Origin of the sequence: Hymenobacter artigasi, assembly GCF_012275535.1 — a bacterium.
In the GTDB taxonomy this organism is placed as follows: Bacteria; Bacteroidota; Bacteroidia; order Cytophagales; family Hymenobacteraceae; genus Hymenobacter; species Hymenobacter artigasi.
In genome coordinates this window covers 261481-287388 of record NZ_JAAVTK010000003.1, presented here as the reverse complement: position 1 = coordinate 287388, position 25908 = coordinate 261481, and the positions used below count along the sequence as shown (strand labels likewise).

Annotated in this window: 19 protein-coding genes, 1 pseudogene and 1 riboswitch; of the genes and pseudogenes, 9 read left to right on the top strand and 11 right to left on the bottom strand. The window is 62.8% G+C overall.

Features of this window, described 5'->3' with window-relative positions; all coding sequences use genetic code 11:
- Positions 1-29 precede the first annotated feature (29 nt).
- The 3 genes from HBN54_RS07450 to HBN54_RS07440 all read right to left on the bottom strand — a co-directional run bounded on the left by HBN54_RS07450 (position 30) and on the right by HBN54_RS07440 (position 3102).
- Positions 30-1088, bottom strand: a complete 1059-nt coding sequence (locus HBN54_RS07450; RefSeq protein ID WP_168672554.1) for an ABC transporter permease — start codon at positions 1086-1088, stop codon at positions 30-32.
- Positions 1089-1227: 139 nt separating this feature from the next.
- Positions 1228-2385: a BT_3928 family protein gene (locus HBN54_RS07445; RefSeq protein ID WP_235955417.1), complete on the bottom strand. Its 1158-nt coding sequence runs from the start codon at positions 2383-2385 to the stop codon at positions 1228-1230.
- Between the two features lie 180 nt (positions 2386-2565).
- Entirely contained in the window at positions 2566-3102 is a 537-nt protein-coding gene (locus HBN54_RS07440) for a DUF1599 domain-containing protein (RefSeq protein WP_168672553.1), read from the bottom strand.
- Positions 3103-3211: 109 nt separating this feature from the next.
- Here HBN54_RS07440 and folP point away from each other — a divergent pair, with 109 nt between their 5' ends.
- The 3 genes from folP to HBN54_RS07425 all read left to right on the top strand — a co-directional run bounded on the left by folP (position 3212) and on the right by HBN54_RS07425 (position 9855).
- Positions 3212-4093: a dihydropteroate synthase gene (folP, locus tag HBN54_RS07435; protein ID WP_168672552.1), complete on the top strand. Its 882-nt coding sequence runs from the start codon at positions 3212-3214 to the stop codon at positions 4091-4093.
- Between the two features lie 180 nt (positions 4094-4273).
- Positions 4274-5110: a diadenylate cyclase CdaA gene (gene cdaA / locus HBN54_RS07430; protein WP_168672551.1), complete on the top strand. Its 837-nt coding sequence runs from the start codon at positions 4274-4276 to the stop codon at positions 5108-5110.
- 344 nt (positions 5111-5454) lie between these two features.
- The gene (locus tag HBN54_RS07425) at positions 5455-9855 is read left to right on the top strand and encodes a beta strand repeat-containing protein (protein WP_168672550.1); all 4401 of its coding nucleotides are present in this window, start codon (positions 5455-5457) and stop codon (positions 9853-9855) included.
- Positions 9856-10012: 157 nt separating this feature from the next.
- Here the strand turns inward: HBN54_RS07425 and kbl are convergent, their stop codons facing one another.
- The 3 genes and pseudogenes from kbl to HBN54_RS07410 form a co-directional block, all read right to left on the bottom strand.
- Positions 10013-11209, bottom strand: coding sequence for a glycine C-acetyltransferase (kbl, locus tag HBN54_RS07420; RefSeq protein ID WP_168672549.1), 1197 nt, complete (start codon positions 11207-11209; stop codon positions 10013-10015).
- Between the two features lie 163 nt (positions 11210-11372).
- A complete protein-coding gene (locus HBN54_RS07415) occupies positions 11373-12467 on the bottom strand; it encodes a patatin-like phospholipase family protein (RefSeq protein ID WP_168672548.1) in 1095 nt (364 codons plus the stop codon).
- A gap of 28 nt (positions 12468-12495) precedes the next feature.
- Positions 12496-12872, bottom strand: a pseudogene (locus HBN54_RS07410) (BLUF domain-containing protein).
- Between the two features lie 190 nt (positions 12873-13062).
- Between HBN54_RS07410 and HBN54_RS07400 the strand changes: the two are divergent.
- Positions 13063-14052 carry an NAD-dependent epimerase/dehydratase family protein gene (locus tag HBN54_RS07400; RefSeq protein WP_168672545.1) on the top strand — a complete coding sequence of 330 codons (990 nt, stop codon included), beginning with the start codon at positions 13063-13065 and terminating at the stop codon, positions 14050-14052.
- A gap of 285 nt (positions 14053-14337) precedes the next feature.
- Here the strand turns inward: HBN54_RS07400 and HBN54_RS07395 are convergent, their stop codons facing one another.
- The 3 genes from HBN54_RS07395 to HBN54_RS07385 all read right to left on the bottom strand — a co-directional run bounded on the left by HBN54_RS07395 (position 14338) and on the right by HBN54_RS07385 (position 18092).
- The gene (locus tag HBN54_RS07395; RefSeq protein WP_168672544.1) at positions 14338-16074 is read right to left on the bottom strand and encodes a T9SS type A sorting domain-containing protein; all 1737 of its coding nucleotides are present in this window, start codon (positions 16072-16074) and stop codon (positions 14338-14340) included.
- 245 nt (positions 16075-16319) lie between these two features.
- A complete protein-coding gene (locus HBN54_RS07390; protein ID WP_210427968.1) occupies positions 16320-17087 on the bottom strand; it encodes a TerC family protein in 768 nt (255 codons plus the stop codon).
- Positions 17088-17180: 93 nt separating this feature from the next.
- Entirely contained in the window at positions 17181-18092 is a 912-nt protein-coding gene (locus HBN54_RS07385) for an alpha/beta fold hydrolase (protein WP_168672542.1), read from the bottom strand.
- A gap of 138 nt (positions 18093-18230) precedes the next feature.
- Between HBN54_RS07385 and HBN54_RS07380 the strand changes: the two genes are divergently transcribed.
- Positions 18231-18971: a DUF3891 family protein gene (locus tag HBN54_RS07380; RefSeq protein WP_168672541.1), complete on the top strand. Its 741-nt coding sequence runs from the start codon at positions 18231-18233 to the stop codon at positions 18969-18971.
- Here HBN54_RS07380 and HBN54_RS07375 read toward each other — a convergent pair.
- Entirely contained in the window at positions 18968-19795 is an 828-nt protein-coding gene (locus HBN54_RS07375; protein WP_168672540.1) for a hypothetical protein, read from the bottom strand. The genes HBN54_RS07380 and HBN54_RS07375 overlap by 4 nt on opposite strands.
- A gap of 163 nt (positions 19796-19958) precedes the next feature.
- Here HBN54_RS07375 and HBN54_RS07370 point away from each other — a divergent pair, with 163 nt between their 5' ends.
- A complete protein-coding gene (locus HBN54_RS07370; protein WP_168672539.1) occupies positions 19959-20930 on the top strand; it encodes a YihY/virulence factor BrkB family protein in 972 nt (323 codons plus the stop codon).
- A gap of 250 nt (positions 20931-21180) precedes the next feature.
- Entirely contained in the window at positions 21181-22191 is a 1011-nt protein-coding gene (locus tag HBN54_RS07365; protein WP_168672538.1) for a hypothetical protein, read from the top strand.
- 89 nt (positions 22192-22280) lie between these two features.
- On the opposite strand, the gene rlmN is transcribed toward HBN54_RS07365, so the two are convergent.
- Positions 22281-23360 (bottom strand): 23S rRNA (adenine(2503)-C(2))-methyltransferase RlmN, encoded by a 1080-nt coding sequence (gene rlmN / locus HBN54_RS07360; protein WP_168672537.1) that lies wholly within the window; start codon positions 23358-23360, stop codon positions 22281-22283.
- A gap of 76 nt (positions 23361-23436) precedes the next feature.
- Positions 23437-23534: riboswitch (TPP riboswitch) on the top strand.
- Between the two features lie 82 nt (positions 23535-23616).
- Between rlmN and thiS the strand changes: the two genes are divergently transcribed.
- Complete coding sequence (thiS, locus tag HBN54_RS07355; protein ID WP_168672536.1) at positions 23617-23820, top strand: sulfur carrier protein ThiS; 204 nt, start codon at positions 23617-23619, stop codon at positions 23818-23820.
- Positions 23821-23988: 168 nt separating this feature from the next.
- Entirely contained in the window at positions 23989-25866 is a 1878-nt protein-coding gene (gene thiC, locus HBN54_RS07350) for a phosphomethylpyrimidine synthase ThiC (protein WP_168672535.1), read from the top strand.
- The last annotated feature ends 42 nt before the right edge of the window (positions 25867-25908 follow it).

Here is a 25908-nt window from a genome sequence, read left to right as displayed (position 1 = left end):
GCGCGAAGCACCGCTTCGCGACTACATCCTTAGCTCAGCTTTACGCGGGGGTCGAGCACGGCGTAGAGTACATCTACCACAATATTTATGAGCACAAACAGGGCTGCTACGAACAGAGTAGCCCCCATCACCACCGGGAAATCGAGGTTCTCCACGGCCCGTAGCGTCACGGTGCCCAGGCCTTTCCAGTTGAAGATGTATTCGATGAAAAACGCGCCGGCCATGAGCGAGGCCAGCCAGCCCGATACGGCCGTAACCACCGGGTTCAGGGCGTTGCGCAGGGCGTGGTGGAGCACGGTGGCGGTGCGGCTCAAGCCCTTGGCGCGGGCCGTGCGGATGTAGTCCTGGCTCAGCACATCGAGCATGCTGGAGCGGGTGAGTTGCGTGATGATGGCCAGCGGCCGGATGCCCAGCGCCACCGCCGGCAGCAGCAGATTGCGCAGCACGAGGTGCCGCTCGCCGGTGAACGGGTCGGTTTCATAAAGCTGGCCGGTGAGACTCAGGCCTGTGAAGTGGCTCCAGTAGAAGCCGAACGTGACGGCGATGATGATAGCCGCCACGAACGAGGGCACCGAAATGCCCAGCACCGAGGTGCTCACCAGTACCCTATCCAGCCACGACTGGGGCCGTAGCGCCGCCACCACGCCAAAGGCCACGCCGCCCACGCTGGCAATGAGCATGGCGGCCAGCGCCAGCCACATGGTGCCGGGAAAATAATCGAGCAGAATACGCAGCACGTCCTTGTTGCTCTGGAAGGAGCGGCGCAGGTAGGGCGTTTTCAGCACCAGGGACTTGCTGCCCAGCGGTAGCAGCGCCACGCCGCCGTAGCGGGCGCGGCCGGCGGAGTCGGCCGGGTGCAGGCCCAGCGGCGAAATATCGTTCAGGTAGCCCAGCAGGCGGGTGGGCAGGGGCTGGTCGAGGCCGAGGTCGGCGGTGATGGCGGCTTTGGTGGCCAAGTCGCTGCGCTGGCCGGCCAGTAGCGCGGCGGGGTCGCCGGGCAGCACATTGAAGAGCAGAAACACCGTGCACGCCACGCCCACCAGCACAAGCAGGCCCTGGGCTAAGCGACGGAGGATGAAAGGAAGCAATTTTTTAGGGTGTGAGGGTGTGAGGGTGTGAGGGTTTTTTTAGGGTAGGAGGGTGTGGGGGGAGGGGGGTAGGAGGGCTAAAAAACTCCTGCCCTCCTCCCCCCACACCCTCTTACCCTATAACCGAACACCCTAAAAACTACTGCAGCTTCTCCTCCACCTTCCCGATGCTGGGAATATCGTGGTAGTGGTACTTGCCTTTCACCACGCCGTCTTTCAGCAGCAGGAAGCCGGGGTTGGAGCGGATGATGGACTTGAGGACCGTGGCATCGGCATAGTAGAAGGGCACGGCCAGGTTGGCGCTGTGGCGAAACACGTCGAACTCGGCCGGGCTGCTGCTGGTGATGACGAGCGGCGTGATGCCCCGGCGCGAAGTTTTGGCATCGGTGAGCAGCTTGTTAATCTGGTCGTAACGGTCGCGGTCGGCCTTGTCTACGTTCTGGATGATGAGCACCAGCTTGTTGCCGCGCAGCAGCTCGGGAGTATAGTCGCCCTCATCGTTCCAGACCTTAAAATCGGTGATTTTGGGGCCGGCTTCGGGGTTGAGGGCCGTCATGCTCTTGTAGGTCCAGGTCGAGTCGGGGTAGGTGGTGAACTCCTCGGTTTTGCCGTCTTTTTCCATGGTGTACTGGTAGCGTAGCGGGGCGCTGGCCTTCATAAGCTTGCCAATGTCGTTGCCGACTTTATAGGGCAGGAAATCGAAATAGGGCAGGTGGCCCAGCGCCCGCACCCCAATGCCAATGGCAATGGCTGTGACAAAGGTCATGGTCATCACCCCAAACGTGCCCCGCACGAAGGAATGGCGCAAAAACCGCTGGTGCGTGAACACGATGGCCCACAGCGCCAGCAAAAACAGGTCTTTGAAAAACGATGTCCAGGGCTTGAGCTTGATGAAATCGCCGAAGCAGCCGCAGTCCGTCACCTTATCGAACGCTGCCGAATAGAAGGTGAGGAAGGTGAAAAAGACCAGCAGCCCAAACAGCGCCCACAGCACGATGCGCAGGTTCCAGCGCAGCAGCAGCGCCGCGCCCAGAATAACTTCGGCCGAGCTCATGAGAATGGACATGGTGCGGGCAATGCCCTTGAACCACAGGAAGAATCCCGCCAGGCTGGGCAGCGAAACGGCGAATACCTCGAAGTATTCTTCCAGCTTATAAGCCGTGCCCACCGGGTCGTTCAGCTTGATGAGGCCGGAAAAAATGAATAGCGCCCCAAGCAAAAACCAGCACACCCGCGTGAGGGTGCGCAATGGGTGCGAGGCAGGAGCAACGGCGGTAATGGAGCTAGGGACAGACATAGGGAGCAAAGGTAAGCCGGGGGCGAAACGCAGGGGCGGGGCGTGGGGTTATTGTGTGGACCTGTCATCCTGAGCTTGCGAAGGACCTTATCACGGCTGAATAATTTGTAATAATCCAACTCAGGCGAGCGCGATAAGGTCCTTCGCAAGCTCAGGATGACAGCCGACGGATGACAAACGCTACGCCTCGCCCTCCAGAATCAGCGCAAACACGGCGTAGTTCAACATATCGCGGTAGCTGCCTTCCACGCTCTCGCTCACCAGGGCTGCGCCGCCAATGTCTTCGAGCTGCTTCACGCGGTGCAGCTTCATCAGAATGAGGTCGGTGATGCTGGCTACGCGCATTTGCCGCCAGGCTTCGCCGTAGTCATGGTTTTTGGCCAGCAGCAGGCGGCGGTTTTCGGCGGCTTCGTGGTCGTAGGCGAGGGCCACGGCGTCGGGGGCCATGTCCAGCGGCGTGTCTTTGGGCAGGTGCAGCTGCATCAGGGCAATGAGGCAGTAGTTGATGATGGCCACAAACTCCTCGTTCACATCATCGGCCACGAGCTGCACGCCGGTTTCCTGAATGGTCCGGATGCGGTTGGCCTTGATAAAAATCTGGTCCGTAACCGAGGGCAGGCGCAGAATGCGCCACGCCGTGCCGTAGTCGTGGGTTTTGGCCAGAAACAGGGTGCGGCAGCGGGCCAGCAGCAGGTCGTAGTGTTCGGGAGTGGTCAAGGGTGAGCTGGTGAGGTGGTGAACTGGTGAGTTTGGAATCTCGTCTCACGCCGCAAGTTCGGGGCATTAGATGGATATTGGCGCTTTCGCCACCTCGCGCTGTCGTTCCATGTCGCCAACCGTAGCCAACTCACCAATTCACCAATTCACCAATTCACTACGAAGCCCCCACGGCCGCCTGCTCGATTTGCGCCGGCCGCAGGTGATGGGCATCCTCAACCTCACGCCCGATTCCTTTTTCGCCGGCAGCCGCGTGGCCTCCGAAAAAGACCTGCTCCTGCGCGCCGAAGCCATGCTCCGGGCCGGGGCCGCCGTGCTCGATTTGGGCGCTTACAGCACCCGTCCGGGAGCCGATGATATTTCTGAAGCCGAAGAAACCCGCCGCCTGCTGCCCGCCGTGGCAGCGGTGCGCAAAGAATTTCCGCAGGCCTTTCTCTCCGCCGATACCTTCCGGGCCGGCGTGGCCGAAGCCGCCGTGCAGGCCGGGGCCGACCTGGTGAACGACGTGGGCGGCGGCACCCTCGATGCCGATATGTTTGCCACCGTGGGCCGCCTGCGCGTGCCCTACGTGCTGATGCACCTGCGCGGCACTCCCCAAACCATGAGCAAGCTCACGCACTACGAAGACGACCTGGTGCTCACGCTGCTGCGCTATTTCCGCGACGGCCTGGCCGCCCTGCGCACCCTCGGCGTGACCGATGTGCTGCTCGACCCCGGCTTCGGCTTTGCCAAAACCGCTGCCCAAAGCCACGAGCTGCTGCGCCGCCTGCCCGAGCTGCAGGCGCTGGGCCTGCCCGTGCTGGCTGCCCTCTCGCGCAAGAAAATGGTGTACGGCCCCCTCGGCCTTGGCCCCGAAACCGCCCTCAACGGCACCACGGCGCTGCACATGGTGGCCCTGCAGGGCGGGGTTAAGCTGTTGCGGGCGCATGATGTGGCCGAAGCCCACCAAACTATACAATTATTTGCCAATACCTTTCCGATGGCGGAATAAAGGCCGTAATTTGAAGGGCGTATGTCATCCTGAGCAGCGCGAAGGACCTTAGCACCGCTGAATAGCCTCCAGCGGCGGGTTGCTGCAACTTGTTGGGCGCGGCCAAGGTCCTTGGCACGCGGACGCCCGATGAGGATGACGAATGCTTCATCTAAGGCCCTCCTTTTTTTCTCCCCCGCCATGACCGGCCCATTCCCCATCAATTTCCTGCATTTCGGCTGGATTGACGCGGCCGACGTGTTGCTGGTGACGGTGCTGCTGTACCAGCTCTATAAGCTGCTGCGCGGCTCGGTGGCCCTGAACGTGGCGCTGGGCCTGGTGTCGTTTTACCTGCTGTACCTGGTGGTGAAGGCCACGGGCATGGAGCTGCTGACCAAAATTCTGGGGCAGTTTATGAGCGTGGGCGTGCTGGCCAGCATCATCCTGTTTCAGCAGGAAATCCGGCGATTTTTGCTGAGCGTGGGCAAGGCCACGGCCCTGGAGCGGGTGCGCGGCTGGAGCTGGGGCCGCCCAGCCGAAGCGACCCCGCTGGCCGTGGGCCCCTTCGTGGAAGCCGCCAAAAGCCTGTCGAACAAGTTCACCGGCGCGCTCATCTGCTTCACCCAGGCCTCCGACCTCACGCCCTTTGCCGAATCCGGCGACCGGCTCGATGCCGAAATCAGCAAGCGCCTGCTGCTCTCCATCTTCAATAAAACCTCGCCCCTGCACGACGGGGCCGTGATTGTGACCAACGGCCGGCTACGGGCCGCCCGCTGCATTCTGCCGGTGAGCGAAAACCCCGACGTGCCCGCCTCGCTCGGCCTGCGCCACCGCGCCGCCATCGGCCTGAGCGAAATCACCGATGCCGTGGTGCTGGTGGTGAGCGAGGAAACCGGGGCCATGAGCCTCGTGCGCCACGGCGAGGTGCACCGCAACCTGGGTACCAGCGAGCTGCGTGCCCGCCTGACCGAGTGGCTACTGGTGCCCACCGGCAATGCGACCGGTGCTGCGCGCAAAACCGAAGCCGCCGCCCGCTAACCCCTTCGGCAACAACGGGTGAGGCGGAACATTGTAATTCATTTGCCTGATATCAGATATTTGATAGTCAGATATTTGGGTTGTGATTTGGCAGGTGATGGCGATGGCAGCGGGTGGGGACTGATTAGGTTTCTGAGTTTTTGTTTTTTACTTTTCTAGGAGCGTTCTGTGCTGTGCCTTTCAGGTAGTTGCAGTTTGGTGCGATTCACCCATCGCCTTTGTCAGCCAAATGCGGCTGCCAGCCAGGGCCGGCACGGGCTCGGTTTGTTGCGCTACCACCCGGTTACTTTTTCATTCATCCCCTTTTTTCACCACCGTATTCATTCACTTTACTCTTTTGTCTTATGCACAAAAAAATACTCCGCGAGCAGCAGGGCCTGCTGCTCCGTGCCCTGTCATCGCCGAAGCGGCTCACGCGCCTGTTTGGTGCCGGATTCCTGCTGCTGGGTGGCTTAGGGGCACAAGCCCAAACCACCACCGTCTTCAATGAGGACTTTGAAGGCGCTACCAATAGCTTCACGCTCGTCAACGGTGCCGCTACCAACATCAACCAGTGGTTTGTGGGCACGGTGGGCGGCAACGGCCCCACTACTGCCGGCACCAAATCGGCATACATCACCAACGATGGTGGGGTGAGCAATGCGTATACCATTACCAGTGCTGCGGTTTCGCACATGTACCGCGATGTGACCGTGGCCGCCGGCCAGGGCAATATTCAGCTCGGCTTCGACTGGAAAGCGGCCGGCGAAAGCACCTACGACTACCTGCTGGTGCAGGTGGCACCCACCACGTTTACCCCGGTGGCGGGCACCCTTCCGGCCGGCGTGACTGTGCTGGCCCAAATCAACCTGCAAACCACCTTCGGACGGACCACGCTCCAGCTGCCGGGCAATTTCAGCGGCAGCACCCAGCGCCTGATTTTTACCTGGCGCAACGATGGTTCGCTGGGCGCGCAGCCGCCGGCTACGATTGACAACGTGACGGTGACCAGCCAGACGGCCAACCCCATCAGCGGGGCCTTCACCATCAACAGCGCGCTGCCCACGGCGGGCACCAACTTCACCAGCTTCACCGATGCGGCCAGCCGCCTGAACCAGGACGGCATCAGCGGTCCGGTGACCCTCACGGTGACGGGCGGCCCCTACACCGAGCAGTTTGTGCTGGGCGAAGTAGCGGGCACCAGCGCCACCAACACCATTGTGGTGAACGGCGGCGGGCGCACCATCCGGTATGCTTCGACCAACAGCACGCAGCGCGCGGTGGTACTGCTCAATGGCACCGACTACACCACCATCAACAACCTGAACATTGATGCCACCGGCGGCAGCGGCACCAGCGGCACCTACGGCTACGGCGTGCTGCTGACCAGCGCGGCCGACAACGACCGCATCACCAACAACACCATCAACGCGGACATCGCCACCACGTCGACCAACTTTGCGGGCATCGTGGTGAGCGGCTCGACTACCAGCGCCACCACCAGCGGCAACTCGGCCAACAACCTCACCATTGAGGGCAACACCGTGAACGGCGGCTACTACGGCATCACGCTGTATGGCAACAGCACCACTTCGCTGAACACGGGCAACGTTGTGCGCAACAACAACGTGCGCGACTTCTATACCTACGGGATTTACTCGGGATATCAGGACGGGGCCCAGTTCATCGGCAACGATGTGAGCCGGCCGCTGCGCACGGCGGTCAGCTCGTTTTATGGCATCTATAATTTCGCCTCGTCGCGCAGCCTCACCATTGAGAAGAACCGCCTGCACGACCCGTTCACGGGCAACCCGACTTCGACCAGCGCGCTGTACGGCATTTACCTGGCTACCAGCACCGGCGCCACGGCTACTACCACCAACGACGTGGTGAATAACGTGCTGTATAACATCAACGGCGCGGGTACGCAGTACCTCATCTACAACTCGGGCGCTGCATTCAGCCGCATCTACAACAACAGCATCAACGCGGACGACCAGTCGACCACGACCAACACTACCTACGGCATCTACAACTCCGGGGCCAGCGCCGATATCCGCAACAACGTGGTGAGCATCACGCGGCCCAGCACGGGCACCAAGTACGGCCTGTACTACTCCACGGCGCCCACCACCAGCAACTACAACGACATTTACGTGCCCAACGGCAACGTGGGCTACTTCAGCACTGCCCTGGTGACGCTGGCCAACCTGCAGGCCGCCAACAGCAACGCGTTCGACCAGAACAGCGTGTCAGCCGACCCGGTATTTGTGGGGGCCGGCACCGGCAACCTGCTGCCCAGCAACGTGCTGCTCAACAACGCCGGCACGCCGCTTGCCCGCGTAACCGACGACATTACGGGTGCGGTGCGGGGCGCGGCCCCTGACCTGGGTGCTTATGAGTTTACGCCGGTGGCAGTGGATGTGGCCCCGGTAGCCCTGTTGGGCCCGGCCATGGGCACGAGCTGCTACAGCGCGGCCGAGGCCGTGATTGTGCAGATTCGTAACGCGGGCACTTCGGCCCTCAACTTCGCCACCACTCCGGCTACCCTTGCGGTAGTGGTAACGCTGCCCGGCGGCACTACCCAAACCTTCCCCGGCACGGTGAGCACGGGCACCCTGGCCAGCGGCGCTACCCTGAACGTGACCCTCACCGGCACGCTGAACATGACCACGCTGGGCGCTTACGCGTTTTCCGTGACGGCCACCGTGGTGGGCGATGCCAACACCGCCAACAACGTGCTGACGCCTGCCGTTACCCGCACGGTAGTGGCTCCGGTGGCCGGCGTGCTGTCCCCCGCAATCTTCAATATCTGCGTAAGCGGCACCGCTTCGCTGGCCCTGGCCGGCGCATCCAACGGCAGCATCCAGTACCAGAGCAGCACCAGCGCCACCGGCACCTTCACGGATATTGCCGGCGCTACTGCGGCCACGTACATCACGCCGGTGCTCAGCAGCACCACCTACTACCGCGTGCGCAACACCTGCAACACCAACACGACCTACAGCAACGTGGCCGCCATTACGGTGAACAACCCCGTGATTTCGGCGGCTCCCACGCCGCTCAGCACCTGCGCGGGCGGCACGGCTACGCTGTCGGCCACCGTGCCCACGGGTGTTTCGGTGCGCTACTACACCACGGCCACCGGCGGCACGGCCATCGGCACCGGCAACCCCTTCGTCACGCCGGCCCTCACGGCTAACACGACCTACTACGCCGAAGCCTTTGCGGGCGGCACCGAAAGAGGCGGCAAGCCGGCTTCCATCCAGACCGATGGCGGCTACAGCGGTACCAACACCGGCATCGTGTTCACGGCCACCGGCCCCACCTCCATTCAGGCAGCTACGGTATACAATGCCACTGCCACCGCCGGTTCGCTAACTGTGGAGCTGCGCGACAACGCCGGCGCCCTGGTTTCCACGGCTGGTCCGTTTGCACTGGCGGCGGGCAGCACCACCGCCCTGATGCCTACCGTACTGCAGCTGAATCTGGCTGTGCCAGCCGCCGGTACCTACCGGTTGGTTACCTCGGCTACGGGCACGCAGCCCACGCTGTACCGCGATTTCACGGGCAATACCTACCCCTACACTTCGCCTAGTGGCGTGGTATCGGTTACGGGCGGTTTGCTGGCCGGTGGTGCCAGCACCAGCTACTACTTCTTCTTCAACCTGCTGATTGGCAACGAGTGCGTGGGGGCATCGCGTACCCCGATTCAGGTGAACGTGACGCCGGGCCTGGTGGCTTCGCTGCCGGTGGCCGCCGCTACCAGCTGCGGCCGCACGCCGTACCAGCTGGCCGGCACCATTGCCGGCTCGGCTACGGGCGCTACCTACACCACCAGCGGCACGGGCACGTTCTCGCCCAACGCCACTACCCTCAACGCGACCTACACGCCCTCGGCAGCCGACGTAACCGCTGGCACCGTGACGCTCACGCTGACGCCCACCGGCCCCACGGCCCCCTGCACCTCCACGGGGCGCGTGGTACTCACGCTGGCTACGCCGCCGAACGCGGCCTTCAGCTACCCCGCCGGCACGTACTGCACGGGCTCGACTACGCCGGTACTGCCGGTGCTGGCCCCCGGCTCGGTAGCCGGCACGTTCTCGACCACGGGCCAGGGCCTGAGTGTGAACCCGACCACGGGCGCTATCAACCTGGCCACCGCTATCAGCGACGGCACGTACACCATCCTCAACACGGTGGCTACGTCGGGCGCGTGCAGCGGCTCATCGTCCAGCACCACCATCACCATCAACTTCGGGGTGGTGACGCCTACGCTCACCTCGACGCCCCAGGCGGGCGGGGTGCTGCTGAGCACGTCGGCCCTGGCCGGGGTTACCTATCAGTTCTTCCGCAACGGCGTGGCCGTGGCTGCCCCCGGCACTAGCAACACGCTGCTGCTCCCGGTGGGCTCGCAAAACGGTAGCTACACCGTGGTGGTGACGGCTACTTCCGGTTGCGCTTCAGCTCCTTCCAACGCGATTTCGGTAACGGTGACCGGTACGCAAACGGCGTCGCTCACCGGCGTGAACCTGCTGGTGTACCCCAACCCCACGCCCAACGGCAGCCTCACGCTGGAGCTGCGCGGCCCCCGCGCCACGGCCTCGCAGCTGGTGGTGCTGAACTCGCTGGGCCAAGTGGTGCACACCAGCACCATTGCCGCCGGCTCGGCTTCGCTGAACCTGGCCAACCTGGCTTCGGGCGTGTACACCTTCCGGGTGAAAACAACCGAAGGCGTGCTGACCCAGCGCGTGGTACGCGAATAGGTTAGCGCCTCGCAGTAAGTAAAAAGTCCCGTCGGCAGCTGCCGACGGGACTTTTTTGTGTGAGCAATTCTTGGTCCGGCCGGTTGTCGTGCGGGCGGAATCGGTGGGGCTTCAACCGGTCAGACCGCCCAGGGCGGTCGGACCGGGGTATCCGCGCTTATTTCAGCACTTCCAGCTCTCTGCCCACTTTGGTGAAGGCAGCAATGGCCTTGTCCAGGTGCTCGCGGGTGTGGGCCGCGCTCAGCTGCACCCGAATGCGGGCCTTGCCCTGCGCTACCACGGGGTAGTAGAAGCCCACCACGTAAATGCCTTCGTCGAGCATTTTGGCCGCGAATTCCTGGGCCAGCTTGGCATCGTACAGCATCACGGGCACGATGGGGTGCTCGCCGGGCGTGATGTCGAAGCCGGCGGCGGTCATCTTCTCACGGAAGTAGGTGGTGTTTTCTTCGAGCTGGTCGCGCAGCTTAGTGCTTTCGGTGAGCAGCTCCAGCACGCGGAGCGACGCGCCCACAATGGCCGGGGCCAGCGTGTTCGAGAACAGGTAGGGGCGGCTGCGCTGGCGCAGCATGTCCACAATCTCCTTGCGGCCCGAGGTGAAGCCGCCCATGGCGCCGCCCAGGGCCTTGCCCAGCGTGCCGGTGATGATGTCGACGCGGCCCATCACGCCGCGCATTTCGTGGGTGCCCCGGCCGGTTTTGCCCAGGAAGCCGCTGCTGTGGCACTCGTCCACCATCACCAGGGCCTGGTATTTGTCGGCCAGGTCGCAGATTTTGTCGAGCTGCGCGATGGTGCCGTCCATGCTGAACGAGCCGTCGGTGACGATGATGCGGTGGCGCGTGCCTTTGGCCTGGGCATCCTGCAGCTGCTTTTCCAGGTCGGCCATGTCATTGTGCAGGTAGCGGTAGCGCTGGGCCTTGCACAGCCGCACCCCGTCGATGATGCTAGCGTGGTTCAGGGCATCGGAAATAATGGCGTCCTGCTCATTAAACAAGGGCTCGAACACCCCGCCGTTGGCATCGAAAGCAGCGGCGTAGAGAATGGTGTCCTCGGTGCCCAGAAACTCGGCCAGCTTCGCTTCCAGCTCCTTATGAATGTCCTGCGTGCCGCAGATGAAGCGCACCGAGCTCATGCCGTAGCCGTGCGTATCAATGGCCTCTTTGGCGGCCTTGATGACTTCGGGGTGTGAGCTCAGGCCCAGGTAGTTGTTGGCGCAGAAGTTCAGCACTTCGCCAGCTTCGTCGGTTTCAATTTCGGCCCCCTGGGGAGAGGTAATGATGCGCTCTTTTTTGAAAAGGCCGGCGTCTTTGATTTCCTGAAGCTGCTGGGTGAGGTCGGGCTGGAGAGTGGCGTACATGGTTGGTGGGATGGTGAATTATTGGGTTGTGATGGCTAAATCGACTGTCATCCTGAGCTTGAGAAGGACCTTGTCACATCAGAACAGTTGGCAGTAATCAATGGGTTTACTGCGCATCGTTCTTCGGGTAATAAGGTCCTTCGCTGTGCTCAGGATGACAGTTTTACTTGTTAAAAAACGCCTGCGCGCCCTTCCGCCCGCTATCCATCAGCTGCTTTTTCTGCGCATCCGAAATCCGCTTGATTTTGGGGCTGAAGTTCAGAAAGTCGATGCTGATGGTGCGCTGCCAGTCGCTGGGCTGCACGGGGTTGAGGTTTTCGAGGGCCACAGTGTAGAGCGCGCCCATGTAGGTGTTGAAATCGGTGATGGTGTAGGGGGCCAGCTGCTGGCGGCCGGCGGGCACGCCATCCAGTGGAATCTGCTCGGCGCGGTCGAGGCGCAGGCCCAGTGTTTCGGGGTTGAAGACGTGGCCGTGGGCATCGGGCGCGGCGGTGGGGCCGGCGGTCAGGTAGCGCGGGTAGTCGAACAAATCGACGGGGTAGTTGGCCAGCAGGCCGCCATCGACGAGCACCTGCACGGGCTGGCCGGGGGCGGGCTCCCCCTTAATGACCTTGTTCTCCGCATCGAGCAATACGGCCCGGAAATACAGCGGAATACTCATGCTGATGCGTACGGCATCGGCCACGCGCATAGTGGGCGTGGTTTCGTAGCTGAACACCTGCACCCGCTGCTGGGTGAGGTTGGTGCCGGTGGTGTAGAGGTCGCGAAAGCGGCCGGGCTCTTTTTGGGCCAGCGCGTGCAGTTCGGCCAGGGTGAGGTGGGCGTTTTTGGTTTTGCGGGCCACCAGCTCGCCGAGGTAGGTGCTGAACTCGTCGCCCCGGTACCAGCCGTATTCCTTCACCAGCCGGTGCGTACCACCGAAAAAGATGAACCGGCCATCATTCAGCCGCTGCACGGGGGTGGCATTCACCACGTCGATAATTTCCTGAGCCGAGTAGCCCACCGCCAGCAGCGCCGCCTGAATAGCCCCGGCCGAGGTGCCGCCCACCCGCTGCAAATCGCGCAATACGCCGCGCTGCTCCAGCTCCAGCAGAGCCCCGCCGTAAGCAATGCCCCGGATGCCCCCGCCTTCCATCACTAGGTTGCGGTAGCGCGGTAGTGGAGCCGCCGCAGCTGGCTGCGCCACTACCGCGCCCGGTAGTAGCAGCAGTAGCAGTAGGGCAAAACGTAAGCGAAGCCGAATGTCCCGTATCAACATGAAGCCAAAGATACCGTCGGGGCAGGCGCTAGTTGTCCTGGGCCCGGGCTTGCACGAAATCGCGCAGGAGCCGGGACACTTCACCGGTGGGGTGGGCGGTAAGGCCGGGCGCGGCCCGCAGCGGCAGAAAACCGGTAACGAATTCCAGGGCTTTAGCATCGGCCGGGGCGTAAGCCATGCGCCAGTCGGGAAAGGTGCGCTCGGCAATGGGACCATAGGCCAGGGTGCGCACGGCATAATGGCGCGGGTCGGCCTGAATGCGGGCGTAGAGCTCACTCAGCGCGGGCTCGGGGCCTTCGAGCACCTGCATTCGCCGTTGGAATACAGCAGCAGGCCGCCGATGCGGGTGCGCTCGTTGTGCAGGCGGGCCTTGCGCAGTAGTGGGGGCAGCGTTACTTCGTGCATCGCCCGCGAGGCCTGGCTGCGGTAAATCAGGGAGTAGAGTAGTGGTTGCGAGGACATGGAAATGGCTTCGTTGGCGTAACTAAGGGCCTCCAACACCGTTGTGGGGAAAACGGTGCCCGTGGTGGCGACGCCGCCGGTATCTTTGCAGCCCAACTCCCACTCTCCCCAACTCAACCCGAACTCCCCGCGCATGGCCACCACTCCCGGCGACACTGAAACATCTGTATTACCCGGCTCCGTGCTGGTTATCGGCGCCTGCGGCCAGCTTGGGCTGGAGCTGGTGGCGGCCCTGCGCCAGCGCTACGAGCCCCACCTGGTAGTAGCCGCCGATGTGCGCCCGCCCAAAAACCCGGATTTGCTGGCCGGCGGCCCCTTCGAGTTGCTCGACGTGCTCGACCGCTCCCGCCTCGACAAGCTCATCCGCCAGTACCGCCCCAAACAGATTTATCACCTCGCCGCCCTGCTCTCGGCCACTGCGGAAAAGAACCCGCTCTTCGGCTGGCAGCTGAACATGGACGGCCTGCTCATCGTGCTCGAAGCCGCCGTGGCCCACGGCGTGGCCCAGGTGTACTGGCCCAGCAGCATCGCCGTGTTTGGCCCCGATACCCCGCGCGATAACACGCCGCAGGTCACCATCATGAACCCCAACACGGTGTACGGCATCAGCAAGCTGGCCGGCGAGCAGTGGTGCGAGTGGTACCACCGCAAGCACGGCCTGGATGTGCGCAGCCTGCGCTACCCTGGCCTCATCGGCTACAAGAGCCTGCCCGGCGGCGGCACCACCGACTACGCCGTGGACATCTACCACCGCGCCGTGGCCGGCGAGAACTACGAGTGCTTCCTCGAAGAAGACACGTATTTGCCCATGATGTACATGCCCGACGCGTTGAAAGCCACGCTCGACCTCATGCACGCCCCCGCCGAGCAAATCAAGGTTCGCACCAGCTACAACCTGGGCGCGATGAGCTTTTCGCCGGCCGAAATCACGGCCAGCATCCAGGAGCACGAGCCCGGCTTCGAAGTGACCTACAAGCCCGATGGCCGCCAGCAAATCGCCAACTCCTGGCCCGCCAGCATCGACGACTCCAAGGCCCGTGCCGACTGGGGCTGGCAGCCCGATTTCGACCTCGACAAAATGACGGCCGATATGCTGCTGCATCTGAAAGAAATGAAAAGCTAAGCAAGCCCGTCTGGAACCGGGTTCGTTGCACCGGTCTGACCGCCCTAGGCGGTCTGACCGGTTGTCGTCAGGGCGAAATCGTGCTCACTTCAACCGGTCAGAAGGGTTGTCATCAGGCTGAAATCGTCCTCATTTCAACCGGTCAGACTGGTTTTCGTCAGGGCTGAAATCGTGCTCACTTCAACCGGTCAGACTGGTTGTCGTCAGGCTGAAATCGTGCTTACTTCAACCGGTCAGACCGCCTAGGGCGGTCAGACCGGAGCAACGAGGACCTTTTTGACTGATTTACTCCACCTGCAGGCGGCTGGTGGCCGCGCCGCAACGCACCATGTACAACCCTGGGGCCAGCCCGGCCACATCGAGAGCCGCCTGGGCGGTGCGGGCGGGCAGCTCCTGCCGGCGTACCTCGCGGCCCAGGGCATCGAGCACCTGCACTGGGCGAGCCGTAGCGCTGGCCTCGGGCCAGGTGAGACGCACGGCGTTAGCGGCCGGATTGGGAGCCAGCGTGAACGTTTCGGCCGGTGTGGCGGCATGCGTATTCGTAGCGAGGGCCGAGTTGGCTAGCCGGGCCGTGAAGGCGGTGCGGTAGCCCGTAGCATTGGGCAGCACAAAGGGGCCAACGCTGATGGGGGCATCATAGAAGCCACCCACCGTGATGGCGCCCGCCGCATCTACGGATACCGCCGAAATAGCGTCCCAACCCATGCCGCCGATGGGCATCACGCTTTCCCATTGGCCTGCAGCGCTGAGCTGCGCCACAAAAGCATCGTAGGTGCCCGAGTTGGCAAGCTGAAAATTTCCGAAAATAGTGGGCGTCGTAGAGGCGGGAAAAATGCCGCCGTACAGGCCCGCTACCACGGTCGCGCCGCTGGCGGTGGTCGTGAGGGCAGTGGCAAAATCATTGGCGGGGCCGCCGGCCCGCAAGGCCTGCGTCCACTGGCCGGCGGCACTGAGCCGGGCCACAAATACATCGTAGCCCCCGGCGCTGGTGAGCAGCGTGCCGCCAACATTCACGGGCTCGGCCAGCAAGCCCGCTACGGTCACGTTGCCCGTGGCATCAAGGGCCACGGCGCGGGCCTGGGGAGCGCCGGCCCCGCTGCCGGCGTTGGTGGTGGCGCTCAGCGGCACGGCCTGGGTCCACTGGCCGGCCACCGAGAGCCGGGCCACAAACAGACCATCGTCGCGGGTGCTGAGCACGGTGCTGCCGAAGCTGGCGCTGGTGCTAAAGGTGCCGGCCACCACGGCATTGCCGGCCGCATCCACGGCCAGCGCGGTGGGGTAGGTGCGGAAAGGAATGGTGCTAAACTGGCAGGTGCTCTGGGCGGCCTGGGTCCAGGTAGAGGTGGCCAGGTTGAGCCGGGCCACGAACACGGCGGTGGTCACGCCATCGGCCACCAGGGTGGAGGTGCCAAAGCCGACGGTGTTCTGAAAGCTGCCCGCCACCACGGCATTGCCGGCCCCATCCAGCGCCAGGGCACTGGCAGCGTCCTGGCCGGGGCCGCCCATGCTCCGGGCCATCACCCACTGGCCCGTGGGGCCGAGTTGGGCTACGAAAGCATCGCTGGCCTGGGCAGTGCCGGTGGTAGTGAGGCCAAAAGATTGAAAGGAGGTGAGCGAGCCAGCCGGGGCCGCGCCGCCAAAGGACCCGGCCACCACCACGCTGCCGCCGCTCAAAACCAGGGCATTTGCGTAGTCCTGGCCTGGGCCACCCGCGCTCACGGCCTGTATCCACTGGCCGCCGGGGCTGAGCTTGGCCACAAAAATATCGGAGCCGCCCGCGCTGCTGAGCGTGGTGTTGCCCAGCGTGAAGGTACCCGAGAAATAGCCAGCTACTACCGTATTGCCGGCGGCATCCAGCGCCGTGGCCGTTATGGCCGAGCCGTCTGGGTGGGCCGCGCCGCCGGGGCCGGTGATGGCCGTGGGGGCGCTGGCCCACTGCCAGCGCTGGGCGTTGGCCAGCGCAGGCATAGCAGCCAGGGCCAGCAGGGAAAGGGCCCGCAGGTAGGGAGTGTTTTTTTTCATGGGTAGCGAAAAATGAACAGTCGGATGGATGGCCTCCTGCTGCCACCCGGCAGCGGCTCATCCATTAATGCTGAGCGCAATACTACCAGTTTGGTTGCGCTCCGCTGTTATTTATCCCAAACCGAGTGGTTGAGCGGTTTGTAAGCCCCGTTTGTCCCTTGCCGGCATCATGCTAAAACAGGCCGATGCGCGATGCCAGCGGCCGTATCTTTTTATCCGTGCCCCGCCGCGCCGGGCCTGGTCGCTTAGTTGCCACCAGCGCGTTGCGGCACATTGAACAGCAGCGAGGTAGCCCACGGCACCGCGAAGGTGGCTACCGTGAGCACGGTGAGTCCCACATCGGCCGCCTCGCTTTCGAGGGCTACGCTCACGGGGTGGCCGGGCAGGAAGTGCGCCACCAGCGACAGCATCAGCTTGAGGCCCAGCAGCCCGATAACCACAAAAGCGGCCGTTTCCAGAAACGGGTACTTGCCCATGAGCAGCACAAAAGCCTGCGCCACCAGCCGCATGGCCAGAATGCCGATGAACACGCCCACGCAAATCAGAATCAGGTTGTCGGTGAAGGCCACCACGGCAAACACGTTGTCGATGGAGAAGGCCAGGTCCATGAGCTCAATCAGGGCCACGGTGGCCCAGAACTTCCCAAACAAGCCCAGCGTGTTGCGGTAGAGCCAGCTTTTCTGCTTGTCGATAACCTCGTCCTCATCGGCTGCGGCGCGGGCCTTAAAATGGTCGTACACCAGGTAGAGCAGGTAGAGCCCGCCCAGCGGCTTCAAAAACCAGAATTTGATAAGAAACGACGCAAACACAATGCACAGCCCCCGGAAAATATACGCCCCGAAAATGCCGTAGCGCAGGGCTTTATGGCGCTGGTCCTTGGGCAAATCGCCCACCATGGTGGCCAGCACGGCGGCATTGTCTACCGACAGTAGGCTTTCGATGATAACCAGGTTGCCCACGATGGCCAGCGAGGCCAGCGGGTTTTGAAGAATTTGCTCGACGTATTGATTCACGGAATAAAAAAGCTGTGGCATAGCCAAATGGGCCGCTACTGGAACGGCCGTTGCCCGCGAAAGATGCCATTTGCTGCGGATTGGAGCCGCAAACTACAACGGCGGCGTTGCGGCAGCCGCCAGCAGCGCACTCATTTCCTCCAGAATTGCGGGCCAGTTTTCCAGGTACAGCATATGGCCTTGGGCGGGCAGCAGCCGCATGGGCGCGCCGCCCAGCCGCCGCGCCAGGTAGGGAATATTGCCGGGGCCCCACACGCCATCGGCCTGGCCGTGCCAGAGCCGGACGGGCGCCCGCACGTCCTCGATGCGGAAGCCGGGCGGGCGGCACCAGGCCTGGGCATCATCAAATACGCCCCGGCCGTGGTTGGCGAAACCCTGCACGGCCGCATCGCGCAGCAGGGTGCAGTGGCGGGCCGTGGCGTGCGCCTCGGCCGGCCGCATGCCCCGGATAAACCAGGCCAGGGTGCGGTCGGGGTGCCGGGTCCACTGCCGGCTGAGCCACAGAAACGTGGTACGGTTCAGCCACGGAAAGCCCAGCTGGCCCCACAGCAGCCCTTTCCACACCCACGAAAGATGCCGGTAGACCGTCCGCTCGCCCAGCGGCAGGCAGGTGCTGAGCAGCTGCGCCGCCGCCACCCGCGCCGGGTGCCGCGCCGCCAGCGCCAGCGCGTGCACCCCGCCCACCGACCAGCCCATCACGCCCACCGGCCCGGCTATTTCCAGGGCATCGAGCATGGCCACCACGTCATCGGCAAACGAGGGAAAGGTGAGCGGCCGGTACACGCTGGACTGGCCCACGCCGGGCCGGTCGGGCGCCAGAATCTGGAGCTGCAGGCGGGTCAGTAAGGCGGCATTATCCGGCACCTCCAGGCCCGAGGAGCCGAAGCCGTGATGGAACACCACTGCCCGGTGTGCGGGGTTGCCGTAGCGCGTGAGGCCCAGCCGGCGGCCGTCGGGCAGGCGAATGGTGAGCGGGGTGGGGCTTCCGGCGGTGGGGGCGGGCATAGGCCGGAGGGGATAGTGGGAAAGGTGAGCCTGGAATAGAAGGGAGCGGTATAGAATTGCAAAAGAAGCTACGGCAACCCTGGAATCAGTTTGCCAGTTGAATCTTAAGGCTGTTTTATTCCACTGCTCTCCTCATTCATGATAGTCAACTCCACGCCCGCCGGCTGGCAAATCGTCTACCAACAGGCCCACGCCCTGCTGGCCGCGCAGCTCGCCTACGCCTGGCCGCCCACCCTGCCGCCCGCCCGCTGGGTGGGCCTGCTGGCCGCCATCACCCAGCACGACGACGAGCAGGCCGCCTGGCACGGACACGGCGGCCACCACGGCCTCACCGCTGCCGGGGCTCCGGCCAATTTTACCCAGAAGGAATTTTCCATGGAGCAGGCCGCCGGGGTGCTGGCCGCCGCCCGCTTCCAGGGGCGCTGGCGTAGCCTGCTCACCAGCCTGCACCTGAGCTGCCTCTACGAAAACCTGCGGGGCCAGAAAAAGGCAATTGATGATTTTCTGGACGAGTTAAAAACCAGCCAGCAGCAGTGGCAGAAGGAGCTGAAAGTCTCGCGCAAAGAAGCCGACCAAGCTTACGCCCTCCTGCACTGGTGCGACCGGCTCTCGCTCATCCTCTGCCGCCACGAAATCCCGGAAATGGGCCGCGCCGTGGAAATCCACCGCGGGCCCGATGGCACCGTGCACACCCTGGCCCAGCCCGTGGCCGGCGGCCCGGTACTGGTGAAACCCTGGCCGTTTCAGGCCGCCGAAATTGAAGTGAGCGTGGAGGCCAGCGTGCTCACCCAGCTTCAGTTTAAAGACGATGCCGAGCTAGCTACTGCTCTGCGCGCCGCCCCTATCGAAATGCTGCGCTGGACGCTGGCCGCCGGCTAGCGCAGCTTGGTGACCGGGGTGGGGCTGCTCATCACGCCCTCGGGCAGGGTTTGGGCGGTGGCAATGTTGTCGAGGCGGGTGGGCTTGGTGGCATCGCTGCGGTCGGCGGCCAGCAGGATTTGCCCGTGGCGCGTGTAGTCGGCCCAGCGGCGGCGGAAAGCGGGCTGGGCATCGGCGGCGGCAGGGAAATACGCCCACTCATCCACGAGGCCGGTGGTGGGGTTTACCAGCACTTCGTAGCCGTTTTCGGGGGTGGTGCCCACGTTTTTGAAGGTGAGCTGCAGGGCTTCGGCGGGCTGGCCGGCCATGGTTTTGGCCGCGCCCTTGTACTTCAGGGTCACGCCCGAATCCTTGAGCTTGAAAGGCATGAGCAGCCACCAGGAATTGTTGTTCCAGATGGGCGTGAGCTTGCCCAGCAGCTCCTGCCCGGCGGGCGTGGCCGAAATGTCTTTGCCCAGGCGGTAGACGTGGCCCTGCTTGGTGCCCAGGTTATAGTTGGCCACCAGCGAATCTTTTTCCCAGTGGAAATCGCCGGTTTGCTTGTCCCAAATCTGGTACTGGCCGCCGAAGAAGCTCCAGGCCAGGTAGCGGGTGTTGTTCCAGGCATCGTAGCCGCCCATTTTGCGCATCACGGTGTCGGCCAGGGCCACGGCCTTAGGGTCGGAGCCGGCCTGGTCGAAGCCCTCGGCGGCGGGGTACGTGGCCGAAGTGCCAGCCGCCGGGGTCTGGTTTTCGGTGGGTTCTTTGGTGGCCGGGCAGCCCAGGAGCAGGCCGCTGATGGCTATCGCTCCGGCCAAACATAAAGACTGAGTAAAGCGACGCATATATAGAATTCTGGTTTGGTGAGGCTGCCATGAGCGGCAGGCTTTTCCGATACGCATTCGGCGGGCGAAGGTCTTGGGCGCAATGAAATTTACCAACGCCGCCCCGGTGCAGCCGTATTAACAAGCACGCCCCTGCTTTTCGGCGTTATCTATCCAGCTCTGCATGGCCACCCACTACAAGTTTTCCGATGTCCTCGCCGTCCTCAAGTCCTCGGCGGGCGAGTTTAGCAACAACAACTCCTTTCGGCACGCGGCGGCGCTGTCGTACTACACCATTTTCTCCCTGCCGCCGCTGCTGCTCATCGTCATCACGGTGGCCAGCGCCGCGTATGGCGGCGAGGCTGTTACGGGCCAGATATACGGCCAGCTAAAGGGCCTGATAGGGCCGGATTCGGCCAAATTTCTGCAGGACAGCATTGCCAAGTTCACCGTGCAGCAGCGCGGGCCGCTGGCCACCACCATCGGCGTGGCCACGCTCATTTTTGCGGCCACCACCTTCTTCGTCACCCTCCAGGAGAGCATCAACGACATCTGGAACCTGAAGGTGAAAACCAACGGCATCGGCATCCGGGCCTTTCTCAAGCAGCGCTTTTTATCGTTTGGGCTGATTTTAAGCGTGGCCCTGCTGCTGCTCATCTCCTTCGTGGTGAGTGCCGTGCTTAGCGCCTTCACCGGCTGGCTCCAGCAGCTGCTGCCCGAAATCGGGATTATTGCCATCAAAATCGTTGACTTTGCGCTGTCGCTGGGCGTTACCACGCTGCTGTTTGCGCTCATCTACCGGTATTTGCCCGATGCCATTATCCGCTGGCGCGATGTGGGCGTGGGGGCCTTCATCACGGCGCTGCTCTTCGTGATTGGCAAGTTCCTCATCGCGTTCTACATTGCCAAGTCCGACCCCGGCTCGGCCTTTGGGGCGGCGGGCTCGGCCATCGTGCTGCTGCTGTGGGTCAACTATTCGTCGCTCATCATCTTCTTCGGGGCCGAATTCACCCAGGAATTTGCCGATGCCTTTGGCCAGCGCGTGCAGCCCAAGGCCCACGCCGTGCGCGTGCGTCTGGAAGAAATCGCCCCCGGCCAGTCGGACGAGGAAAGGGCCACCGGCCGCCCGCGCTCCACGGGCAAGTGGAAGAAGTAGGGCTGGTGCGGCCGTAAAAGCCGCGCCCCCCTTGCCTATCCAAGAGCAGATTTCTGGTTTCTGTAGCAAAGCCACCCGCCGCCGCAGGCACTGCGTTACAGCAGTTGCCAGGTAACAAGGCCGGAGGAAAGGCGCATCGATTGAACCAAAAAGGGGGTATTAGGCTAAAAGTTCTGCAAGATTAACGCTTGCTTTGCAACGGTTTGGCGGCGAAGGGACATCTTTGGGGAATATTTCATTTCCACTTCATATGACCCCATCTTTCCGCAGTCTTCTTTGTAGCCTTGCGCTGGCGCTGCCCGCCGCCGCACTGGCCCAAACCACTTCCCCGCCCACGTCGGCCTCGCCCACCACCAACGAGTACCTGCTGGGCCGCACCTACCGCGTCGAAACCACCAAAGGCACCACCTTCACCGGTAGCCTGGTGGGCCTCAGCCTCAATGGCCTGGAGTTCGACAGCCCGGAGCTGGGCCACATCAGCCTGCAGCGCGACCAGGTCCGGCATGCCGATTTGCAGGGCGAAGCCCCCGGCCGCGCCAAAGCAGGCTACTACGACATTGGCAACGGCACGCGCCTCTTCAACGCGCCCACCGCCCGGGGCGTGCGCCGGGGCGAAGGCACGCTGCTCACTACCTACCTCTTTTTTGTGGGCGGCGAATACGGCATTACCGATAATTTCTCTGTCGGCGCCACGGTTTCGCTCATTCCGGGGGTTTCGCTTTCGCAGCAGGCGTTTGTGCTGTCGCCCAAGTTCACGGCCCCCATCAGCGAGAAGGTGCACCTGGGCGCGGGCGTTATCTACGCCAACATTCCCTTCGATGACAGCAACAGTGGCGGAGCCGGCATCGGCTACGGCGCCCTCACCTACGGCGGGGCCGACGACAACCTGACCCTGGGCCTGGGCTACGGCTTCACCAGCGGCGAAATCGGCAAAACGCCGGTTATCCAGCTCGGGGGCCAGAAGCGCATCTCGCGCCGCATATCCCTGGTTACCGAAAACTACATCGTGGCCGACAGCAAAGCCGGCCTGGGCGGCCTCTACGGCGTCAAGTTCAACTGGCGGCGCACCAGCCTGGGCGTGGCGGCGGCCTATGGCTACCTCTTCTCGCACGACGAGCAGCGGACCGACTACTACTACGACCCCAACACGGGCGCGTACATTCCCTATACATCAAATCAGCACGTAGACAGTCAGTTCGGCGCTACTTACATCATCCCCGTGTACTTGGACTTTGCCTTCCGCTTCGGCAGTAAGAAGTAAGCCGGTTGCGTTTGTTGTATTGATAAGAAGGCCCGTTTCCAATCTGGAAACGGGCCTTCTTCGTGAAAAATAACGCGGATAAAAGCTGCTTACGCGGCCGTTTTTTCCTCCTTCACCGCCAGCTGCCCGCAGGCCGCGTCGATGTCCTTGCCCCGCGAGCGGCGGATGTTGGTTTGCACGCCGCGGTCGGCCAGGTACTTGTGGAAGGCCGTGATTTTATCGGCCTCGGCGTTCTGGTAGTCGGCGTTTTCGATGGGGTTGTACTCAATCAGGTTCACCTTGCAGGGCAGCCACTTCGCAATCTTGGAAAGGTGCTCAGCATCATCCAGTCCATCGTTGAAGCCGTCGAAGACGATGTATTCGTACGTGACTTTGCGGCCGGTTTTCTGGTGATAATACTGCAGGGCTTCTTTCAGCGCGGCCAGGGAGTTGGCCTCGTTGATGGGCATGATTTCGTTGCGCTTGGCATCGGTGGGCGCGTGCAGCGAGAGGGCCAGGTTGGCCTTCACGTCGTCGTCGGCCAGCTTTTTAATCATCTTGGCAATGCCGGCCGTGCTGATGGTGATGCGGCGCGGGGCCATGTTCAGGCCGTCGGGCGAGGTGATGCGGCGCACGCTTTCCACCACGTTGGCGTAGTTGAGCAGCGGCTCGCCCATGCCCATGTACACGATGTTGGTGAGCGGCGTGCCGTACTGCGCCTCGCACTGCTCGCGGATGCGTACTACCTGGTCGTAAATCTCGGCCGCGTCGAGATTGCGTTTACGGTCCATGTAGCCGGTAGCGCAGAACTTGCACGTCAGCGAGCAGCCCACCTGGCTCGAAATGCAGGCCGTCATGCGCGTATCGTGCGGAATGAGCACGCCCTCCACCACGTTGCCATCGTACAGCCGGAAGGCCGATTTGATGGTGCCGTCGTTGCTGAGCTGCTTGTTTTGCACCGTCACGCCGTTGATGGCGAAGTGCTTATCCAACAGCTCGCGGGTGGCCACCGAGATGTTGTTCATCTCCTCAAACGTGGCGGCGGTGTTCTTCCACAGCCACTCCGTTACCTGCTTGGCGCGGAAGGGCTTCTCGCCGTGCTCCACCATAAAGGCCTTGAGCTCGTCGGACGAGGTTTTGCGAATATCGCGCTTGGTAACGGTGGGGGCGAGGGGCAATTCTAACAGCATAGTGCAAAGATACAAGCAGGCAGGGCGTTGGGTTCCGTGCCGCTAGTTGTTTGGCAAAAGCCCCCTATCTTCGCCCCATAAACTTTAGGGGTGCTGCGCTTCGCCGTGGCTGAGATGATACCCTTGGAACCTGAACCGGATAATGCCGGCGAAGGGAAAAGTACTGGTCCGCCCTGCGGCTGCCTTTCGGGGCGGGTCGTGGCTGGCACCCACTATTGTTTATGGTCTGATTTCACCGCTACCCAACCCGGTTGCCATGGTCTGCTACGTAAACAATATTGCACAGGAAGTCGCTGAAAATCAGTCGCTAACCGACCTGCTTGCCGCGCGCGGCATCACCGAGCCGCGCGGTCTGGCCGTGGCCGTGAACGATGCCGTGGTGCCCCGTGCCGAATGGCCTACCCACGCCGTGCAGCCCCATGACCGCATCACCATCATCCGTGCCACCCAGGGCGGGTAGGGGACGCCTGTCCTCGCCTGTCATCCTGAGCGCAGCGAAGGACCTTATCACCGCTGGACAATTTGCAGTAACCCAATAGGTGCGAGCGTGATAAGGTCCTTCGCTCCGCTCAGGATGACAGACGATGACAACCAACTAATCAACCATCACACTTTTCAACAGAGATAGATGAAGAAAAAAGACCAGGCCCCGCAGCAGACGCTGGTGGAGCGCCAGCCCCTCACCGGCTCCCGCAAAATATACGTGCAAGGCAAGCTGCACCCCGAAATCCGGGTGGCGATGCGCGAAATCGTTTTGGCTGACACCGAGCGCAAGTTCGATTTCGGCTTTCCCTCCGAGCAGAACGCGCCCGTGACGGTGTACGACACCAGCGGCCCCTACACCGACCCTAACGTCGAAATCGACCTGAAAAAAGGCCTGCCCCGCCTGCGTGAAAGCTGGATTCTGGACCGCGGCGATGTGGAGCAGCTCGCCGGTACCACGTCCGACTACGGCCAGCAGCGCGCCGCCGACACTGGCCTCGACCACCTGCGCTTTGAGCACATTGCCGCCCCGCTACGCGCCAAGCCGGGCAACAACGTGAGCCAGATGCACTACGCCAAAAACGGCCTCATCACGCCCGAGATGGAGTACATCGCCATCCGCGAAAACCAGCGGTTCGATGAATTGCCCCAGGACGACCCGCTGCGCAGCCAGCACCGCGGCCACAGCTTCGGGGCCAACACGCCGGAGGGCCACATCACTGCCGAATTCGTGCGCCAGGAAGTAGCGTCCGGCCGCGCCGTCATTCCCTCCAATATCAACCACCCGGAAAGCGAGCCCATGATTATCGGGCGCAATTTCCTGGTGAAAATCAATACTAACATCGGCAACTCGGCCGTTACGTCATCCATTGAGGAAGAGGTGGATAAGGCCGTGTGGAGCTGCCGCTGGGGCGGCGACACGCTGATGGACCTGAGCACGGGCAAGAACATCCACGAAACCCGCGAGTGGATTATCCGCAACTGCCCCGTTCCAGTAGGTACCGTTCCCATTTACCAAGCCCTGGAAAAGGTGAACGGTAAGGCCGAGGACCTGACCTGGGAGCTGTTCCGCGACACGCTGATTGAGCAGGCCGAGCAGGGCGTCGACTACTTCACCATCCACGCCGGCGTACTGCTGTGCTACGTGCCCATGACGGCCAAGCGCGTGACCGGCATCGTGTCGCGCGGGGGCTCCATTATGGCCAAATGGTGCCTGGCGCACCATAAGGAGAGCTTCCTCTACACGCACTTCGAGGAAATCTGCGAAATCATGAAGGCCTACGACGTGGCCTTCTCGCTGGGCGACGGCTTGCGCCCCGGCTCCATCGCCGATGCCAACGACGAGGCCCAGTTTGCCGAGCTGGAAACCCTGGGAGAACTCACCAAAATTGCCTGGAAGCACGACGTGCAGGTGATGATTGAGGGCCCCGGCCACGTGCCCATGCACCTCATCAAGGAGAACATGGAGAAGCAGCTGAAGGAGTGCCACGAGGCGCCCTTCTACACGCTGGGCCCGCTGACTACGGACATCGCGCCGGGCTACGACCACATTACCTCGGCCATCGGCGCGGCCATGATTGGCTGGTTTGGCACCGCCATGCTCTGCTACGTGACGCCCAAGGAGCACCTCGGCCTGCCCAACAAGCAGGACGTGAAAGACGGCGTGATTGCCTACAAAATCGCCGCCCATGCCGCCGATTTGGCCAAAGGCCACCCGGGAGCCCAGTACCGCGACAACGCCCTGAGTAAAGCCCGCTTCGAGTTCCGCTGGGAAGACCAGTTCAACCTGAGCCTCGACCCCGACACCGCCCGCGAGTACCACGATGAAACCCTGCCCGCCGAAGGCGCCAAAGTGGCCCACTTCTGCTCGATGTGCGGCCCGCACTTCTGCTCGATGAAAATCACCCAGGAAGTGCGCGACTACGCCGCCAAGCAGGATATGACCGCGAGTGAGGTTTTGGCGAAAGGGATGGTGGAAAAGTCGAAGGAATTTGTGGAAAAGGGCAGCGAGATTTATTTCTAAAGCCCACACCCCACCCCCGGCCCCTCCCCTCCGGGAGAGGGG